The 15,209-nt window shown below is 58.0% G+C and carries 17 protein-coding genes and 1 pseudogene; 7 read left to right on the forward strand and 11 right to left on the reverse strand.

Annotated features, from left to right (window positions below; all coding sequences use genetic code 11):
• Nucleotides 1–97: 97 nt before the first annotated feature.
• Together ASG68_RS08305 and ASG68_RS08310 are read right to left on the reverse strand one after the other, a co-directional pair.
• Entirely contained in the window at nucleotides 98–934 is an 837-nt protein-coding gene (locus tag ASG68_RS08305; RefSeq protein ID WP_062609491.1) for an alpha/beta fold hydrolase, read from the reverse strand.
• A 537-nt stretch (nucleotides 935–1,471) separates the two neighbouring features.
• Entirely contained in the window at nucleotides 1,472–2,377 is a 906-nt protein-coding gene (locus ASG68_RS08310; protein WP_062609340.1) for a LysR substrate-binding domain-containing protein, read from the reverse strand.
• Between the two features lie 147 nt (nucleotides 2,378–2,524).
• Between ASG68_RS08310 and ASG68_RS08315 the strand changes: the two genes are divergently transcribed.
• From ASG68_RS08315 to ASG68_RS08325, 3 genes are all read left to right on the forward strand, one after another.
• A complete protein-coding gene (locus ASG68_RS08315; protein ID WP_062609342.1) occupies nucleotides 2,525–3,223 on the forward strand; it encodes a type 1 glutamine amidotransferase domain-containing protein in 699 nt (232 codons plus the stop codon).
• Nucleotides 3,224–3,287: 64 nt separating this feature from the next.
• On the forward strand, nucleotides 3,288–3,521 hold the full coding sequence (locus ASG68_RS08320; protein ID WP_062609344.1) for a hypothetical protein: 234 nt from the start codon (nucleotides 3,288–3,290) through the stop codon (nucleotides 3,519–3,521).
• A gap of 167 nt (nucleotides 3,522–3,688) precedes the next feature.
• Nucleotides 3,689–4,327, forward strand: coding sequence for an alpha/beta hydrolase (locus ASG68_RS08325; RefSeq protein WP_244484146.1), 639 nt, complete (start codon nucleotides 3,689–3,691; stop codon nucleotides 4,325–4,327).
• Between the two features lie 288 nt (nucleotides 4,328–4,615).
• On the opposite strand, the pseudogene ASG68_RS08330 reads toward ASG68_RS08325, so the two are convergent.
• A pseudogene (locus ASG68_RS08330) lies at nucleotides 4,616–6,024 on the reverse strand (amidase).
• A gap of 104 nt (nucleotides 6,025–6,128) precedes the next feature.
• Here ASG68_RS08330 and ASG68_RS08335 point away from each other — a divergent pair.
• Nucleotides 6,129–6,692 (forward strand): TetR/AcrR family transcriptional regulator, encoded by a 564-nt coding sequence (locus ASG68_RS08335; RefSeq protein WP_062609345.1) that lies wholly within the window; start codon nucleotides 6,129–6,131, stop codon nucleotides 6,690–6,692.
• Nucleotides 6,693–6,803: 111 nt separating this feature from the next.
• Here the strand turns inward: ASG68_RS08335 and ASG68_RS08340 are convergent, their stop codons facing one another.
• From ASG68_RS08340 to ASG68_RS08360, 5 genes are all read right to left on the reverse strand, one after another.
• Nucleotides 6,804–7,223, reverse strand: coding sequence for a cyclophilin-like fold protein (locus tag ASG68_RS08340; RefSeq protein ID WP_062609346.1), 420 nt, complete (start codon nucleotides 7,221–7,223; stop codon nucleotides 6,804–6,806).
• Nucleotides 7,220–7,918 carry a hypothetical protein gene (locus ASG68_RS08345; protein ID WP_082553968.1) on the reverse strand — a complete coding sequence of 233 codons (699 nt, stop codon included), beginning with the start codon at nucleotides 7,916–7,918 and terminating at the stop codon, nucleotides 7,220–7,222. The genes ASG68_RS08340 and ASG68_RS08345 overlap by 4 nt, the downstream gene beginning before the upstream one ends.
• A gap of 17 nt (nucleotides 7,919–7,935) precedes the next feature.
• Entirely contained in the window at nucleotides 7,936–8,409 is a 474-nt protein-coding gene (locus tag ASG68_RS08350; RefSeq protein ID WP_062609347.1) for a cytochrome P460 family protein, read from the reverse strand.
• A gap of 138 nt (nucleotides 8,410–8,547) precedes the next feature.
• Complete coding sequence (locus ASG68_RS08355; protein WP_156384839.1) at nucleotides 8,548–9,657, reverse strand: alpha/beta hydrolase; 1,110 nt, start codon at nucleotides 9,655–9,657, stop codon at nucleotides 8,548–8,550.
• 52 nt (nucleotides 9,658–9,709) lie between these two features.
• Nucleotides 9,710–10,942, reverse strand: coding sequence for an MFS transporter (locus ASG68_RS08360; RefSeq protein ID WP_244484147.1), 1,233 nt, complete (start codon nucleotides 10,940–10,942; stop codon nucleotides 9,710–9,712).
• Nucleotides 10,943–11,039: 97 nt separating this feature from the next.
• On the opposite strand from ASG68_RS08360, the gene ASG68_RS08365 reads away from it, so the two are divergent.
• Complete coding sequence (locus ASG68_RS08365) at nucleotides 11,040–11,927, forward strand: LysR family transcriptional regulator (protein ID WP_062609496.1); 888 nt, start codon at nucleotides 11,040–11,042, stop codon at nucleotides 11,925–11,927.
• 32 nt (nucleotides 11,928–11,959) lie between these two features.
• Here ASG68_RS08365 and ASG68_RS08370 read toward each other — a convergent pair whose 3' ends face one another.
• Nucleotides 11,960–12,580 (reverse strand): plasmid pRiA4b ORF-3 family protein, encoded by a 621-nt coding sequence (locus ASG68_RS08370; RefSeq protein WP_062609349.1) that lies wholly within the window; start codon nucleotides 12,578–12,580, stop codon nucleotides 11,960–11,962.
• Between the two features lie 260 nt (nucleotides 12,581–12,840).
• Nucleotides 12,841–13,053, reverse strand: a complete 213-nt coding sequence (locus tag ASG68_RS08375; protein ID WP_062609350.1) for a hypothetical protein — start codon at nucleotides 13,051–13,053, stop codon at nucleotides 12,841–12,843.
• Nucleotides 13,054–13,410: 357 nt separating this feature from the next.
• Here ASG68_RS08375 and ASG68_RS08380 point away from each other — a divergent pair, with 357 nt between their 5' ends.
• Nucleotides 13,411–13,740, forward strand: a complete 330-nt coding sequence (locus tag ASG68_RS08380) for a hypothetical protein (RefSeq protein WP_062579223.1) — start codon at nucleotides 13,411–13,413, stop codon at nucleotides 13,738–13,740.
• Between the two features lie 94 nt (nucleotides 13,741–13,834).
• On the forward strand, nucleotides 13,835–14,464 hold the full coding sequence (locus tag ASG68_RS08385; RefSeq protein ID WP_062609497.1) for a hypothetical protein: 630 nt from the start codon (nucleotides 13,835–13,837) through the stop codon (nucleotides 14,462–14,464).
• Between the two features lie 91 nt (nucleotides 14,465–14,555).
• Here ASG68_RS08385 and ASG68_RS08390 read toward each other — a convergent pair whose 3' ends face one another.
• Complete coding sequence (locus ASG68_RS08390) at nucleotides 14,556–15,200, reverse strand: SOS response-associated peptidase (RefSeq protein WP_062609352.1); 645 nt, start codon at nucleotides 15,198–15,200, stop codon at nucleotides 14,556–14,558.
• Between the last annotated feature and the right edge of the window lie 9 nt (nucleotides 15,201–15,209).

Raw genomic sequence — 15,209 nt, forward strand, 5'->3', positions numbered from 1 at the left:
GTGAAGCTGTACCCGACACAATTTTTGGTAGCAGTTATCAGTTGCAGAATGAAACGGGAAGCGGCGCCGGCGGCGGATGGCGCCGCTTCCCAGCCGACTAGCTCTTGATGAAGGCGAGCAGGTCGGCGTTGACGATCTCGGCATGCGTCGTGCACATGCCGTGCGGGAGGCCAGGATAGATTTTAAGTGTCGAGTTCTTCAGGAGCTTTGCCGAAAGGGACGCGGCGTCGGCGACCGGTACGATCTGGTCGTCATCGCCGTGCATGACGAAGGTAGGCACGGTGATCGCCTTCAAGTCCTCTGTGAAGTCGGTTTCCGAGAACGCCTTGATACCGAGATACTGCGCGTTGGCGCCGCCCATCATCGACTGGCGCCACCAGTTCTGGACGATGGTCTCAGTCGTCTTGGCGCCTTCACGATTGAAGCCGTAGAAGGGGCCGCTTGCGAGGTCGTAGTAGAATTGACCGCGGTTCGCGGCAAGCTGTGCGCGGAGGCCGTCGAAGACCTCGATCGGCAGGCCGCCGGGGTTGGCTTTCGTCTTGACCATGATCGGCGGCACGGCACCGATCAGCACTAGCTTTGCCACGCGCCCGTTCGGCTGACCGTGTTTGGCAACATAGTGCGCTGCTTCGCCGCCGCCTGTGGAGTGACCGATATGAATGGCGTTGCGAAGATCGAGGTGTTTGGCAACCGCCGCGAAATCTGCTGCATAGTGATCCATGTCGTGGCCATCGCTAACCTGGCCCGAACGTCCATGGCCGCGCCGGTCATGGGCGATCACGCGATATCCCTTGCCAAGGAAGAACAGCATCTGGGCGTCCCAGTCGTCAGCAGAGAGGGGCCATCCGTGATGGAAAACGAGCGACTGGGCGTCTTTGGGGCCCCAGTCCTTGTAGAAGATCTCGACGCCGTCGGGGGTGGTGACATAATTCATATCGCGGCCTTCCTTGGCGGTATTACTGACCTTGGTGGAGGTGGTTTTGGTTGCCGCAGTGGCGGGCATTGCCGCCAGAACCGGGGCAGAAAGACCAGCGATCAGCAGGCTGCGGCGGAGCGGCAACGGCGCTGCAAAAAGATGTTCTTTTGGGTTTAACTGGTCTGGGAAAGAATTTCCGATCATGGCTATCTCCGTGTTGAGTTTTTCCTCGGAGACATTCCTACATGAGACGGAAAATCATGACCTTTCAGCGTTGCTGAGTGTGTCGTTGGATTGCTGTTCGTTTGATCTGACCAGATCTAAGAGGCATCTGAACCCTGCCCGATGATGCGCCGAAGCCCCAGGCGCAACGCTTTCGAAGAATGTCGTGAATGATCGGTGGAGATCAGCCGCTACTACACGGACTGCCGCAAGCTGGAGGAAACAGCCACGATAGTGGGACTGTATCATGACATCGAAATGAGGGGTCGAGGGTTCAGATCCTGTCAAGGCGATACCGCCGAACACTTTGTCGGAGCGCGCAAAAAAAGGCTTTCATTGCGTCACGACATCTTTGGCAAGTTCAGTCACAAGGGACCTGAGCCAGCGGTGTGCGGGATCATCACGATACCGCACATGCCAGGCCATTTCGACCGGGAAGGTTCCGAGGTCGACAGGTGCTTCAACCACCTTTAGACGCGGATCTCGCTCGAGACTGCGACAGATCAGGCGCGGGAGCGTTGCGCAATAATCGGTCACCGCGACCATCTCTGGAACTGACAGGAAATGCGTCACTGATACCGCGACCTCACGCTTTAGTTTCTGTTGTCCCAAGGCCTGGAAGACGCCCGCTCGAATGCGGCCGGGTGGCAGGACGTTGACGTGTTTCAGGCTTTCATAAAGATCTCGCGTCAAGCCTGTTTTGACATCCGGATGGTTGCGGCGCACGATGCAGGCCAGTCCATCGTCCATCAGATGCTGGACCACGAGGTTGTCAGGCGGATCGATAATCCGCCCCAAGACCATAGCCGTCGTCCCTGAAATAACGCCCGTCTCGGCTAGATCGTTGCCGAATGGGGTCATGCGAAGTTTGATCCCCGGAGCTTGCTCTCGCAGCCTTGCCACCAGCGCTGGCATCAAGACCAGTTCGACGTAGCTGTTCGGAGCGATCAGGAACAGCCGCTCCGCGCTTGCCGGATCGAAATCCTGCTGGTGGACGATGAGATCGTCGAGCTGCGCCAATGCGGCCTCGATCGTCGGCGCAATCTCCTCGGCAAGCTGTGTCGGTCTGATACCGTAGCGCTCCCGGATGAACAGCGGATCTTTCAACATGTCGCGAAGCCGATTGAGCGAATTCGACAGCGCAGGCTGCGTAATGCCGAGACGGCTGGCGGCGCGGGTGACGCTCCGCTCCTCCATGAGAGCCAGAAAGACTGGCAGAAGATTCAGATCGTATTTCATCCAGATGTAATCGCACGTGAATATCTAAAATCCAACAAGTAAATTTCTCAAATATCTCTCCAGCTGACATGATCACTTCATCGAAAGGCCAGCAGCGCTGATCGACAATCCAGGCCGGTCCGGCCGCGACCAACAAAGGATAAGACGATGAAAATTCTCATGGTGTTGACTTCGCACGACACGCTTGGCGACACCGGCCGCAAGACCGGGTTCTGGCTGGAGGAGCTGGCAGCTCCCTATTACGTTTTCAAGGACGCAGGCGCCGAGATCACGCTTGCTTCGCCCAAGGGCGGCCAGCCGCCGCTCGACCCGAAGAGCGACGAACCGATGTTCCAGACCGAGCTCACGGCTCGTTTCAAGGCAGACGCCGACGCCAACACCCAGCTCGCCCAGACAGTACGCCTCGACAGCGTTGACCAGAAGGATTTCGACACGGTGTTTTATCCCGGCGGTCACGGCCCGATGTGGGATCTCACTGAAGACAAGAATTCCATTGCGTTGATCGAATCCTTCATCGCCGCCGGCAAGACCATCGCGTTGGTCTGCCACGCTCCGGGTGTACTGCGCCATGTCAAGAATGCTGATGGCTCGCCGTTTGCCCAAGGACGCTACCTCACAGGTTTCACCAATACCGAAGAAGAAGGCGTTGGCCTGACCAAGGTCGTACCCTTCCTGGTCGAAGACGTGCTCATCGCCCAGGGAGCCGTGTTCTCTAAGGTAAAAGATTGGGGCGTTCATACGGTCGTGGATGGCCAGCTCATTACCGGGCAGAATCCGGGATCTTCCGGCGAGGCCGCCGAAGCTCTGCTCACCGCCCTGCGCCAGACCCGTATCCGGGCAGCCTGATCATTCAGCATCGTGGCCGACCACCAGCAAACGGCAGTCGGCCACCCGAAAATCGGATATCGAAATGATCAGCCTCAAACCAACCTTCTCCGCTGCACAGGCCCGAGAGATGATCGAGACATCAAAATCCAAGGCGACCGCCTTGGATGTATTCTGGGGGCAGGTAATCGGCGCGATCGGCGCTAGCGGTGGCACCGTCGCAGAAGACGTTGCCATCGCGGAGGCTGGCGCAGGGGTTCTGGCCGACCTTCTCGTCCCCGCTCGCTCCTACGCCAAACATGGTGCCAAAGCCAAATAACCATCGGCACCGTAATCTGATCCCATTCTGAAGGCCGCATGTCCGTGGCTTGACCCTTCATCGCGCGTTGTAGCGCCCGATTTCAACAATGGTTGTTTCGGGATCGGGACAACTGCGCGCTCAATTTCCCTTCCGATCACCATGATTTCTCAAAAAGGATGCATGAAATGAAACTCCTGAACTCGCTCATCTCGGCTGTTGCAATCACAGCCAGTGTCGCCCTGCCGGTGGCTGCGGCAGACTTTAGCGCCAAGACCGTTGTCCTCGTTCACGGGGCATTTGCCGATGGTTCTTCTTGGAACAAGGTCATACCGCTTCTCAAAAAGGCAGGACTGAAGGTCGTGGCGGTCCAGAACCCGTTGGACACACTGGAAAATGACGTCGCCTTCACTGACCGGGCCATTGCCAATGCTGAAGGCCCGGTCGTGTTGGTCGGTCACTCCTACGGCGGCGCCGTCATAACGCAGGCGGGTGTCAATCCGAAGGTTCATTCCCTCGTGTATGTCGCGGCGTATGCGCCAGAGGTCGGCCAGTCGGTACTCGATACGCAGAAGCCATATCCGGATGCGCCCGGCAGGCCGTTCATCGTGAAAGATGACGCCGGATATCTGAAATTCACCGACGAAGGCATCTTCGACTACTTTGCACCGGATCTGCCTCGCGACGAACAGGAACTGATCGCAGCGACACAGGGCGCATTTGGCGTCAAGGCGATCTCGACCCCTCTGACCCAGGCCGCGTGGCACACCGTTCCCTCGTTCGAGGTCGTCTCGACCGATGACAGGGTGATCCAGCCCCAACTGTAGCGAGACCAGGTCAAGCGTCTCAAGGCAACAGCCGTCGAAGTGGCCGCCAGCCATGTCGTGATGCTGTCGCACCCGGATGTGGTGGCGAAGCTGATCATTGAGGCCGCGAAGTAATAGCGGCCTCATGACGGGCAGCCTACAATGGGCTTCCATGCAGCAGTCACATCGTGACTACATGCCGCATCGTCACCAAGTATTTGGCAACACCGCAGCAATCCGCGGCGGTGTTGCTTTTGCACAGGCCTAACGACGGTAGCTCGTCGCCGTTACACTTTATATAACTGCTGTTCACAGGTCTGGATAAAGGCCACGAACTGGGCTTATGCTTTCAAGCAGTGACGCGACGTGCAGGATCGTCGACTCCGCCTGCCAGGCGCCGACGATCTGGACGTTGATCGGCATGCCCTCGCTGCTTGTGCCGAACCTCATTGATACTCCCGGTAAGCCGGTAACGTTCAACGGCACGGTCGCGCCCTGCAAGTAGGTGGCATCGACGGTCTTTCCGTCGATGACGAACTCCTCGACCCCGTGCTTGTGGGCGGGAATTGGAAGCACGTGGGTAATGAGCGCGTCGTAACGGGAGAAGTAGTCGGCATAGCCGTCACGGATATGTTCGGCCGCCTTCTCGGCGTCGATATAGTCCGTCATCGACGTATCCGGCAGAGACAACATGGTCTTTGCCATCTTATAGAGTTCATCGTCGCGGCGGCCAGCGGTCGCCTCTTCAAATGCTGGCTTCATCTCCATCACATGCAGCCGATTGAAGACGTCGAGCGCAAAGTCGCGCTCCAGCGCCGGGATCCCGACATGCTCGACGGAAACGCCGATGTCTTTCAATGCCTCGGCGGCTGCCTTGACGGTGGCTGCGACCTCAGGATCGACCGGCCCAAAGCCCGGGCCAACCATCCAGCCGACGCGCAATTGGCGGAAAGGCTGGCGACCAATGCCGGCATCGAACATCGTCGTGCTGCTGGAAAACGCATCCTTGCCGTCGGGTCCTGCCAGTTGCGAAAAGGCGAGCGCGACATCGCGGACTGACCGGCCATCGGGCCAACATGCCAGAAGCGGCGTGGCGCGCGGGGCCAGATGCCGGTCATCGGCACGCGGCCGTGGGTCGCTTTCATCGACGTGATTCCCGTCTGGGCTGCCGGGCCGCGAACGGAGATAGCGAGGTCGGTGCCAAGACCGATAGGCGACATTCCGGCTGCAATGGCGGCGGACTCGCCTCCGCTCGATCCACCTGGCGTGCGCTCAAGATCCCATGGATTGTTTGAACGCCCGGAGAGAAGGTTATCGCTCTCGATCCAGTAAGAAAATTCCGGCAGGTTGGTCTTGGCCAGAAGGATGCCACCGGCCTTCTTCAGGCGGGCGACGCTGGTTGCGTTTTCGTCCGGAAGGCGCCCCTTGAAGATCGGTGACCCGCGCTGGGTAAGGACACCCGCAGTGTCGATCGAATCCTTTGCCGTAAACGGCACACCGTGCAGCGGACCGAGCTCCCCTCCCGAGAGAACGGCGGCTTCTGCGCGGCTGGCTGCTTCCAGTGCGCCGTCGGCAATAGTGACGATTGCATTGACGTTGCCATTGACCGCTTCGATGCGATCGAGATGCGCCCGCATGATTTCAACAGGGGATACGTCCTTGGTCCGGACGAGCTCGGCGAGTTTGGTTGCGTCGGAATAGATCAGGTCGTTTATCATAATATGCGTCCCTAACTAACAAATGGTAGACAAAAGCTAGGGCTTTCTTTTTGGTCCGTCAACCCCTATCTAACATTCGGTAGGTAGAACTGGGAGCGGCGTACATGAGTGTGAATGCGAAGGAAGCAATTTTGGCAGCGGGCAAACTGAGCGCTCAAGCGCACGGCTACGGTGGGTTAAACATGCGCGACTTGGCCACCGAAGTCGGGATCAAGGCCGCCAGCATCTATTATCATTTCCCAAACAAGGCTGATCTGGCGGCGGCGATCGCCGAGCGTTACTGGCAGGACACGAAGGCATGGCTGGACGAGGTGGCGAGCCGTAATAGTGACCCGAAGGAAAGCTTGCGCGAGTATCCAGAGACATTCCGCATGTCGCTCGAAAACGGCAATCGCCTTTGCCTGGGCAGCTTTTTGGGGGCGGAATACGATGATCTACCCGAACACGTCAGAAAGGAAGTCCAGACCTTCGCCGACGTCAACGTCGCCTGGCTCAATGACCGCATGATCGAAGCCGAACTGGTAACCGCTAAGGAAGCCGAGGAGCGAGCGCGTGCTATCTTTGCGGCGATCGCTGGTGCCCAGCTTCTCGCCCGCAGCCGTTCTGACATTTCCATTTTTGACTCAATGATCAAGAGCTTCCGGGGGGCAGGGCTTCTCCCGAAATAGGGAATTCGCCGGAGGCGCGATGTCAATTCGGGACGCCACTGGAAGCCTGATTGACGGGATCGAATCCGCCCTAGACGAGTGGATTGTGTTTAAAGGGCCCATCACGCCGGCTCATTGAGCCTTCTCGACCTTGACGGTGACCTTACCGGGTCGGTCGAACATCGAGACGTCTCCATTGACCTGTCCCAGGATCACGATACCGGGCTGCGGCACGCGCCCGTCGCGATAGTAGATGACGAAATCGCTCGAGCTCCACAAACCCAGAGTACCGGCGGAAAATTTGCGCTGACGGGGAGCGGCCGGCAATGAGCTCGGCAAGTCCCCCGTCTTTTCCTGACGAAGATGATCGTCCATTTCGATCGTCAACGGCAGCATTGCGACAAGCGCGCGAGCGGCGGCATTATCCGCCAGTTCCGCGGAAACATTGCCCCAATCAGACGAAATCAGAATGCGGTCCTGCGCCAAGGCGGCTCCTCCAAGGTTGAGCGTGAGTGCGGCGGCGATGAAGCCTGCGCCAAAAATCTGTTTCATGTTTGATCTTCCGTTTTACAAATACCCGTTTTATTGAGCAGTCTCAGACAGATCATGGCGTAGTGCGAAAGTACGGCCACGCCTGCCATCACAGTTGCCCAGTACGCGAAGAAGGGCGAGACCCCACTTGTGAAATCCCAGAACTCCAGGCTGTAGCCGAACATCAGCTTAGTCGACACGCCGAGCACCGTAAAACTCCAGGCGCCAAGGCCCAGAAGCAACAGGGCAGCCAGCCGCAGCACGCCGGACCTGGTGCGTGACGGTGATAGCCGAAAAACGGCCCCGGCCACTGTCATGACGCGGGTCCAATGAGTTCCAGCATGAACGGCAACAATGATGGCAACCCAATATGCCGAAAACCAGTGAAGTTCGATGATTGTTACGTCATTGCTGAACTGGGCGAAGCTCAGAACCGAGCGTGAGATCAACACGCTGGTCACGATCAGCACCGTCATGGTTATCCCAAGCCAGACATGTGTAACCAGGATCAACCACCGGCGCGCGTTGTAACGGCCATTTCTGAGCTTCAGGAACCAGCGCCGGTTCATGGTGAGGTGCCAGCCGAGCAGCCCGAACATGGCCGTGCCGAAGAGTTCATGCGGACCATTGTCGAGCCACCAATAGGCGAGAGCCAATATGAGCAGGGCTGCCATGACGGACGGAAGAAGCAGACGATCTCTAGCTACGCGAAGCATCGGATATCCCGCCTCCGTCACAGCGGATCATCGTCGGACATCGCGCCGCTCATCGTGAACATGAACTGCTCGGACTGTTGTGACCGGTGGCAGGAGTAGCAACGGGCGACATTCTCGTCCGCCTTGACGCTGCGATCTGGCCAAAACCACTGGTATTCCCATTGATCCGCGCCAGCGCCAATCTTCTGGGCCACGAGGTAACGTGTAAGAACATCGCTCTGATAATCGACGAGAACCATATGGGTACCGGTTGGAACAGGTTGCCCGGCTTTGAGTGCCGCAAGAGCGGCCGGGTTTGTCAGCATATGCTCGCGGGTGATGCCTCGCCGAACCGTTGTGTAATGCACGAGCTGTTCAAGCGGCGGAAACGTCACGGAGTTGGACGCTGCAAACGCTGGGGTTAGCGACACCTCGGTGTCAACAATGAAGTAGCCAGTGAGGACAATGGCGAGCGGCGCAACCAGCAAGGCGGACCGGCGAAACACTTTCATATCTTTTCTTTCAAATCGTGCGGTGGAAGCAGACAAACGCCGCACGTGCTGTGGCTCACAATCGGTGGATCTGGAATGTTGCCCACGCAAACGGCAAAGTCCGCGTGGGCAACGAGCAAAACCTCATCAGGATTGTTGCTATGCGAGGTGCTGATCGAAAAAGCCCTTCAGCTTGTCGAAGGGGATGAGATCGACGCGGTCATAAAGATCAACGTGACCAGCCCCCTTGACCCATACGAGTTCCTTCGGCTCGGACGCGCGGTTATAGGCGTCCTGGCTGAATTCCTTCGAGTGGGCCTGGTCGCCCGAAATGAACAGCATCGGCCGTGGCGAGATGGTCTCGATGTCGTTGAAGGGATAGAAGTTCATGAACTTGACGCTGCTGCTCAGCGTCGGCTTCGTCGTCGCTTCTCGGGTCACACCAGCAGGTGTGAACTCGCCCCGCGGCGTGCGGTAGAAGTCGTAGAATTCGCGCTGGATTGGATCTGTCTCGGCCGTCAGTTCGAGCGTGGTGCCGCCGATGTACTGGATATTTGCGCCGTCGGCCTCGGCCCAACGCTGTTCGGCCGCGGTCGCGATGAACTGCTTGCGCTGCTCGACCGTCTGCGACTTGTTGAGCGCATCGCGGAAGGCTGCACCCATGTCATACATGCTGACCGTGGCAACGGCTTTGATGCGCGGATCAATCTTGGCGGCGCTGATGACGAAGCTGCCGCTACCGCAGACACCGATCGCGCCGATATTCTGCCGATCCACGAAGTCGCTCGATCCGAGGAAGTCGACGCCGGAGCTAAACGCTTCGGCATAGGCTTCCGGTGAAACCAGATTACGCGACTGGCCTTCACTCTCACCCCAGAAGGGCAGGTCGATCGACATGGCGACAAAACCTTGCTCGGCCATCTTTGTGGCGTAGAGGTTTGCGCTCTGTTCCTTGACCGCTCCCATCGGGTGACCGACGATGATGGCAGGGCTTTTGGCGGCCCGGTCGAGGCCTTTGGGGAGGTAGAGGTTGCCGGCGACAGACGTTTGGTACTGGGTTTTGAACGTGACCTTGTGCAGAGTCACCTTGTCACTGGTGTAAAAATTGGATGCGCCATTGGACATGTCCTGTGCTCGTGCTTCCATCATGTCGAAAATCGACATCGCGCCGAGCGCGGCTACGCTCGCGCGCGTCATCTTGAGCAGGTTGCGGCGATCGATACCGGTGCTCGAGGTGTGCGTGTCGTCTGAGATCGTGTAGTTTGTCATTTGCATATCTCCTGTTGAGGTGCAGTGATTTGAATGGAATGGCCGCTGGTGTTCAGAGATGCGTTGACCGCCAGGCCGCTACGGCCAGCAGGGATGACCCGGCCAGCAGAACTGCAGCGAACAGGAAGGTTGACCACCAGCCAGCGGCGTCGAACAGGACTCCGCCCGTAGACGCCCCGAGGGTGATGGCAAGCTGGATGGTTGCGACCTGCAACCCACCGCCGACCTCTGCGTCGGCAGGCATCGTGCGGCTCAGCCACGTACCCCAGCCAACAGGTGCCGCCGTGCCGAACAGACCCCAGCCGATCAGAAGTGCGGCTGTGGACGTAGCGGATGATCCGACGGCAATCAGGCCCAAGGCAATCAGTGCCATGAACAGCGGGATTGTCACGAGAATGGGAAACAGCCGTTTCTGAAGCACGTGGCTGACGAGATATGTTCCGACAACACCCGCCAGACCCATCAACAGCAGCAGAAGGGAGAGGGTCGATATCGACACTGCCGTTACCGTCTCCAGAAATGGCCGCAGATAGGTGAACAGCGCGAACTGGCCCATGAATAGCAGCATGATCGAGGCCATCCCGATCGCGACCGGCGGTCGGGCAAGCAACCGGAAGACGTTGGACGATCTCTCGTTGCGCTGCGGCGGCAGGGACGGGAGGCTGATCCACTGCCAGACAAGTGCCACAAGGGCGAGCGGAACAACTGCAAAGAAGGCGCCGCGCCAGCCGATATAGCTGCCAAGCAGGCTTCCAAGCGGCGCGGAAATCGTCGCGGCAATGGCGTTGCCCGCATTCAGCATGGCCAGTCCCTTGGGCACAGAGTCCTCTGGAACCAGCCGCATGACGATCGAGGTCGACATTGACCAGAAGCCCCCGATGGCAACCCCAAGCAAGGCTCGGCCGATCATCAGCACAAGATAGTTTGGGGCAAAGGTGACGATCGTTCCTGAGACCACCAGGATCAGCGAAAAGGACGCAAGAACCAATCGCCGGTCCAAGTGCCGTGTCAGACCCGCTACGAACAGACTGGTCAGGACAGCGAAAATACCGGAGATCGAGATCGCTTGTCCTGCCCGTCCTTCGGTTACGCCGAGTTCGGTAGCGATCGGCGACAACAGGCTGACCGGCATGAACTCCGATGCGATAAGCACGGCGACGCACAGGGCCATCGAGATGACCGCGCCCCAGGCAGCAACGGGTACAGCCGAAGCGGCAGGTGCCACCGCGTTTGGTTCGGCTTCGCCATCGAGAAATTCAGGTCGTGTGAGAACTTGTTGTGTCATGACGGCAATATATGCCGTGTGCAGTTCGATGATTAGTCATTGCAATTCGCTTGGACTTATCGACCTATGACATGAATGGACGATGCAGGAGGCGGCGATGAAACGCGAAGATCTCAACGACATGCTCTGGTTTCTGGCGGTTGCGGAAGAGCGAAGCTTCACGAAGGCAGCAGCGAAGCTCGGCACCTCGCAGTCAACGATCAGCCATACGATCAAGAAGCTTGAGGCCCGAATGGGACTGCGCCTATTGACCCGCACCACCCGAAGCGTGGTACCGACAGAGGCCGGAGAGCGGCTCATCCGCTCGCTGGCGCCGCGTATCGAGGAGCTCGAAACCGAGATCGACGAACTGATGGAAATCAGGGACAAGCCGACCGGCTCGGTACGCATCACCCTGTCGGATCACGCCCTGGAGAGCGTCGTCTGGCCGAAACTTCGCTCGATCCTCAAGCAGTATCCGGACATCAAGGTGGAACTGAACAGCGATAACGGCTTCAGGAACATCGTTGAGGAGAAGTTCGACGCCGGCGTGCGCCTTGGTGAGAGCCTGGACAAGGATATGATTGCCGTTCGCATCGGTCCTGACTGGCGCTTGGTCGCGGTCGCCTCTCCGGACTATCTCGCAAAGCGGGCCGCTCCCGAAACACCCCGCGACCTTGTTGGTCACGACTGCATCAACCACCGGCAGGCCCGGGCAGGCGGGCTCTATGTGTGGGAGTTCGAGAAAGACAGTGGAGAGGTCCGGGTCAGGGTGGATGGCCAACTGACGTTCAATACGTCGTATGCCATGATCGACGCGGCCGTCAGCGGGTACGGGATCGCTTATGTGCCGGAGAGCCTCGTCGGAGATGAATTAGCTTCCGGAGAGCTTGTCCAGGTTCTCGACGACTGGTCGCCGATGTTCCCGGGCTATTATTTGTATTATCCGAGCCGCCGGCAAAATTCGCCCGCCTTCAGGGTTATTGTCGAAGCATTGAGGGTCTGAAGATCTCAGCGAACCGCGGAACCCATCTTAACTCATTTCTTCGGAATAGCTTTCGGTTTCGGTTGATAAAGGCGCCGTTTGACGTTCGCCCGTAGAGCATTGCGGACATCTTTATCCGTCATCGAAAGGTCGAACCATTCGGGATCAAAGTGGCCACCGCACCACCGAATGGTTTCGGCGTATTCAGGATCCTCCCGGTCGGCAATAATCTCCAGAAACCGCTCATAACCCGACACACCGCCGACGTCCTCGGGCGGTCGCGCTCTCTTGCCATCGACGCAGCTGCCGTTCCTGGGTGAGGTAGCGAGCGTCAGGAACTCCTCGACGACGACGGTGTGCCGCCAGCCATCACCGAAATCGTAATGGTAACTGAAGACGGCGCCTTGCTCGAAGTCCAGCAATCGAACCTCTGTTTGATCGAAAACCCCAGGATCGTCGTCGGTCGCATCCTCTGTCAGGATCTCGACGTCCCCGTACCGCAGGCCGCCAATACGAAACTCATAGAGATGATAGTTCCACCAGTTGAATGCGGCCTGAATCCCCAAATGAAGTTGCTCCAGGTTCCAATGGACCGGCAGGATAAGACGGCGCCAGATGTCCGGCTCGATGTCATCGATGGAAACTCTGACCTGTATAGCGTTTGCTTCGAACATTGCCTGATGAACAAGTTTGCGATTGTGCCGAGAAGCTTTCTCGACTTGTTGCTGGTGATGACAGCGTTACATTTTATCGCGCCCGAAAAAAAGTTCCATAAATCTGCTTATGCGTTATGATATATCATAACGGTCCTGATTTGCCGGAATTTGTTGCCATGCGATCCATTTCTATCGAATCGTAAACAAGATTCGCCCACCGCCATCGACAACCTAGAGCGGTATATTGTGAGAGTCTCTCAAACCGGCGCGGAGAAGTTTTAAGATGCACCGGGCCAATCGTTGGCAGATTCCTCAGCCGTCTGCGTGTCGTCTTCTGACGGATCCGGATCCCGTTCGATGGCGGCGCGCATACGAGCCAGTTCGTCCTCAATCACTGCAAAAACTTCCGCCTGCATTGCTTCTGTTACCACGGCCTTGTCGATCAGGTTCTCCAGACCCAGCCTAACCTCAGCGCGCCAGTCATCTTCCATTTTTTCGTCTCCTTTTGATTGCGTTGTCGGAGAGCTCGATCCATGACCGCTGTCAGGAATTCGACCCGTTGCCAACCGAGTTTATGGGCTTCCTCTGTCAGGAGCTGAATAGCGTAGTCCATGGTTTGATCGAGTTCGACCTTCCGTTCCCCACTCCCTGGCTCGGCTGTCGGTGCATCAATCATTGGCTACTTCTTGGGTTAAGGACGCGGCGGACGGGTTGGGCGCTCGCCTGGCGTTTCGTTGCCCGCAGCGAGAAATCGGAAAAACCGCTGCGTCCACCATCCCCGTCGTGTCCGATTGACACACCGCGACCTCGGATTTGAAACCAATGATGTGTCTGAAAGTTCCTGTCGAATGACGAGAAAGCCAGACGATCGACACAATTATCCGGACACGCCCGATGGCCGATACTTTGTGGTGCGGGGACGCCTGTGGCGGAAAAGCAATCCGGCACTGAGCGAAGACGAGCGGGACAGACTGGTGAAAGACCTGATGTCTGCGCGACGGGCTCTCCGCGATTCGGAAAAGGATAGCGCTGCAAGAGCGGAAGCACGCAAGGGGGTTGATTTGGCCAAAATCGGCCTTGGCGAACGTGGTCCGGTCTGGTGGAATGATGGCCAGCCGGACTACAATCGCCACATGGCGAAAAACACCCCGTATGCCCGTTGGTTCGCAAGCCTTTGAACAGTCACAAAATCGTATCTTGCAACAATTTTTGTCCGTTCGAGACGGCCTGCATTACGTTGACTTGGGGCTGCGCGGGACCCATCTACCTGACATGCCAAGACAAGAGAAGAATGACATCGAACTCCTAAAGACCTGGCCCCTTGCGCCCGCAGCCACGCTTGGATCCTCCGTGCGTGCAAAAGGCATTCTGCTGGAAATGCGAGCGCGCCTTCCGAAGTCTTCGCGAAAGTCGCTCGTTCTCGAAGCCGGTGAACTCGTGCTGGCAATGCCTGCCGCTGCAAAGGTCGAATTTCACGCGGCTGCAGGCATCGTCTCTGCCGGCATGAAGGATATCGAAAGCCTACCTGTCATCCCTCGCGAGATACAGGATATTCTTACGATCAAGCCAGGCGAGAGACACCGCTGGCTCGCTGACGGCCGGCTCCCCAGTGCGGGTACGCGCACGGTCCGGTTGGCAGGTCGCGCGAGGCAGATCACGTTTCACGTCTTTGATCCTCGCATGGTCGAGGATTTACTCGATCGGGGTGCGGTTGACGAATGGCGGGAAGACGACCTTGTGGCGGCGGCTGAAAACCGACGGCGGGCCGCTTATAAAGCCAAGCTGACCCGCTCGCTGAAGAAGGGGTCAGATTCCGCATCGTCAAGAAAGGCCGGGTTCGGCGAGGAAAGCACGAAACTGGCCGGTTGGAAGGAATTTGGACGCGACGGCTTTTTGCGGTGATCGTCCATAATTACCCGGAGGCGTCTTTCCCGAAACGTGGGCGGTAAGACCATCCAGGCGGGCCATTGCTGATACGTACAGATCGTCCAATTTAGAGGAGCAACGGCGTTTCCGCACTCACCTTTTTCCTGGCCCAGAGTTCGTCGGTTCGGTTCATGGCGATGAGGTCCGGTGGAAAAATCCGTTTCTGAAACGCGTAGGCTTCGTCGAAACTTCCATGTAGCCATAGATCGTATTCATGCGACTGGAGCAGGACCGGCATCCGGTTGTGAACGGGTTCGATCGCTTCGTTCGCATCGGTCATCACGCCGCTATAGACAGGCCCCCATTCATCGCTGACCCGCCATAGTCCAGCCCATGCGAAGATCGGTTGATCCCGATGGGAAAACCACGTCCTCGTCATTTTCCCCTTTTCGCCTTCAGCTTCTGCGAAATGGGTGACCGGAATCAGACACCGCCATTGCGGTTTGCGCGCAAGCCCGATCCACATGCCCTTTGCCAGGTCGGCGATGTTGTTCACGGGCTTGGGCTTTGCCTCCGGCTTCATGGTCTTCAGCCGCAAAGGGAAGCCCCACGTCATCGACCTCAGCTCACGTACGCCGTCGTTCTCGATCACGACCATGCCCGGTGTTCCAGGATAAACCTCCTCGGCCGCGTTGGATGCCATCGGGTTCGGCACGCCGAAATACGCGGCGACTTCTGCGGCTGTTTTGCGAACGGTGTACAGGTTGCACATGCGGTTTCC

The sequence above is a fragment of the Rhizobium sp. Leaf453 genome, assembly GCF_001425605.1.
In the GTDB taxonomy this organism is placed as follows: Bacteria; Pseudomonadota; Alphaproteobacteria; order Rhizobiales; family Rhizobiaceae; genus Pararhizobium.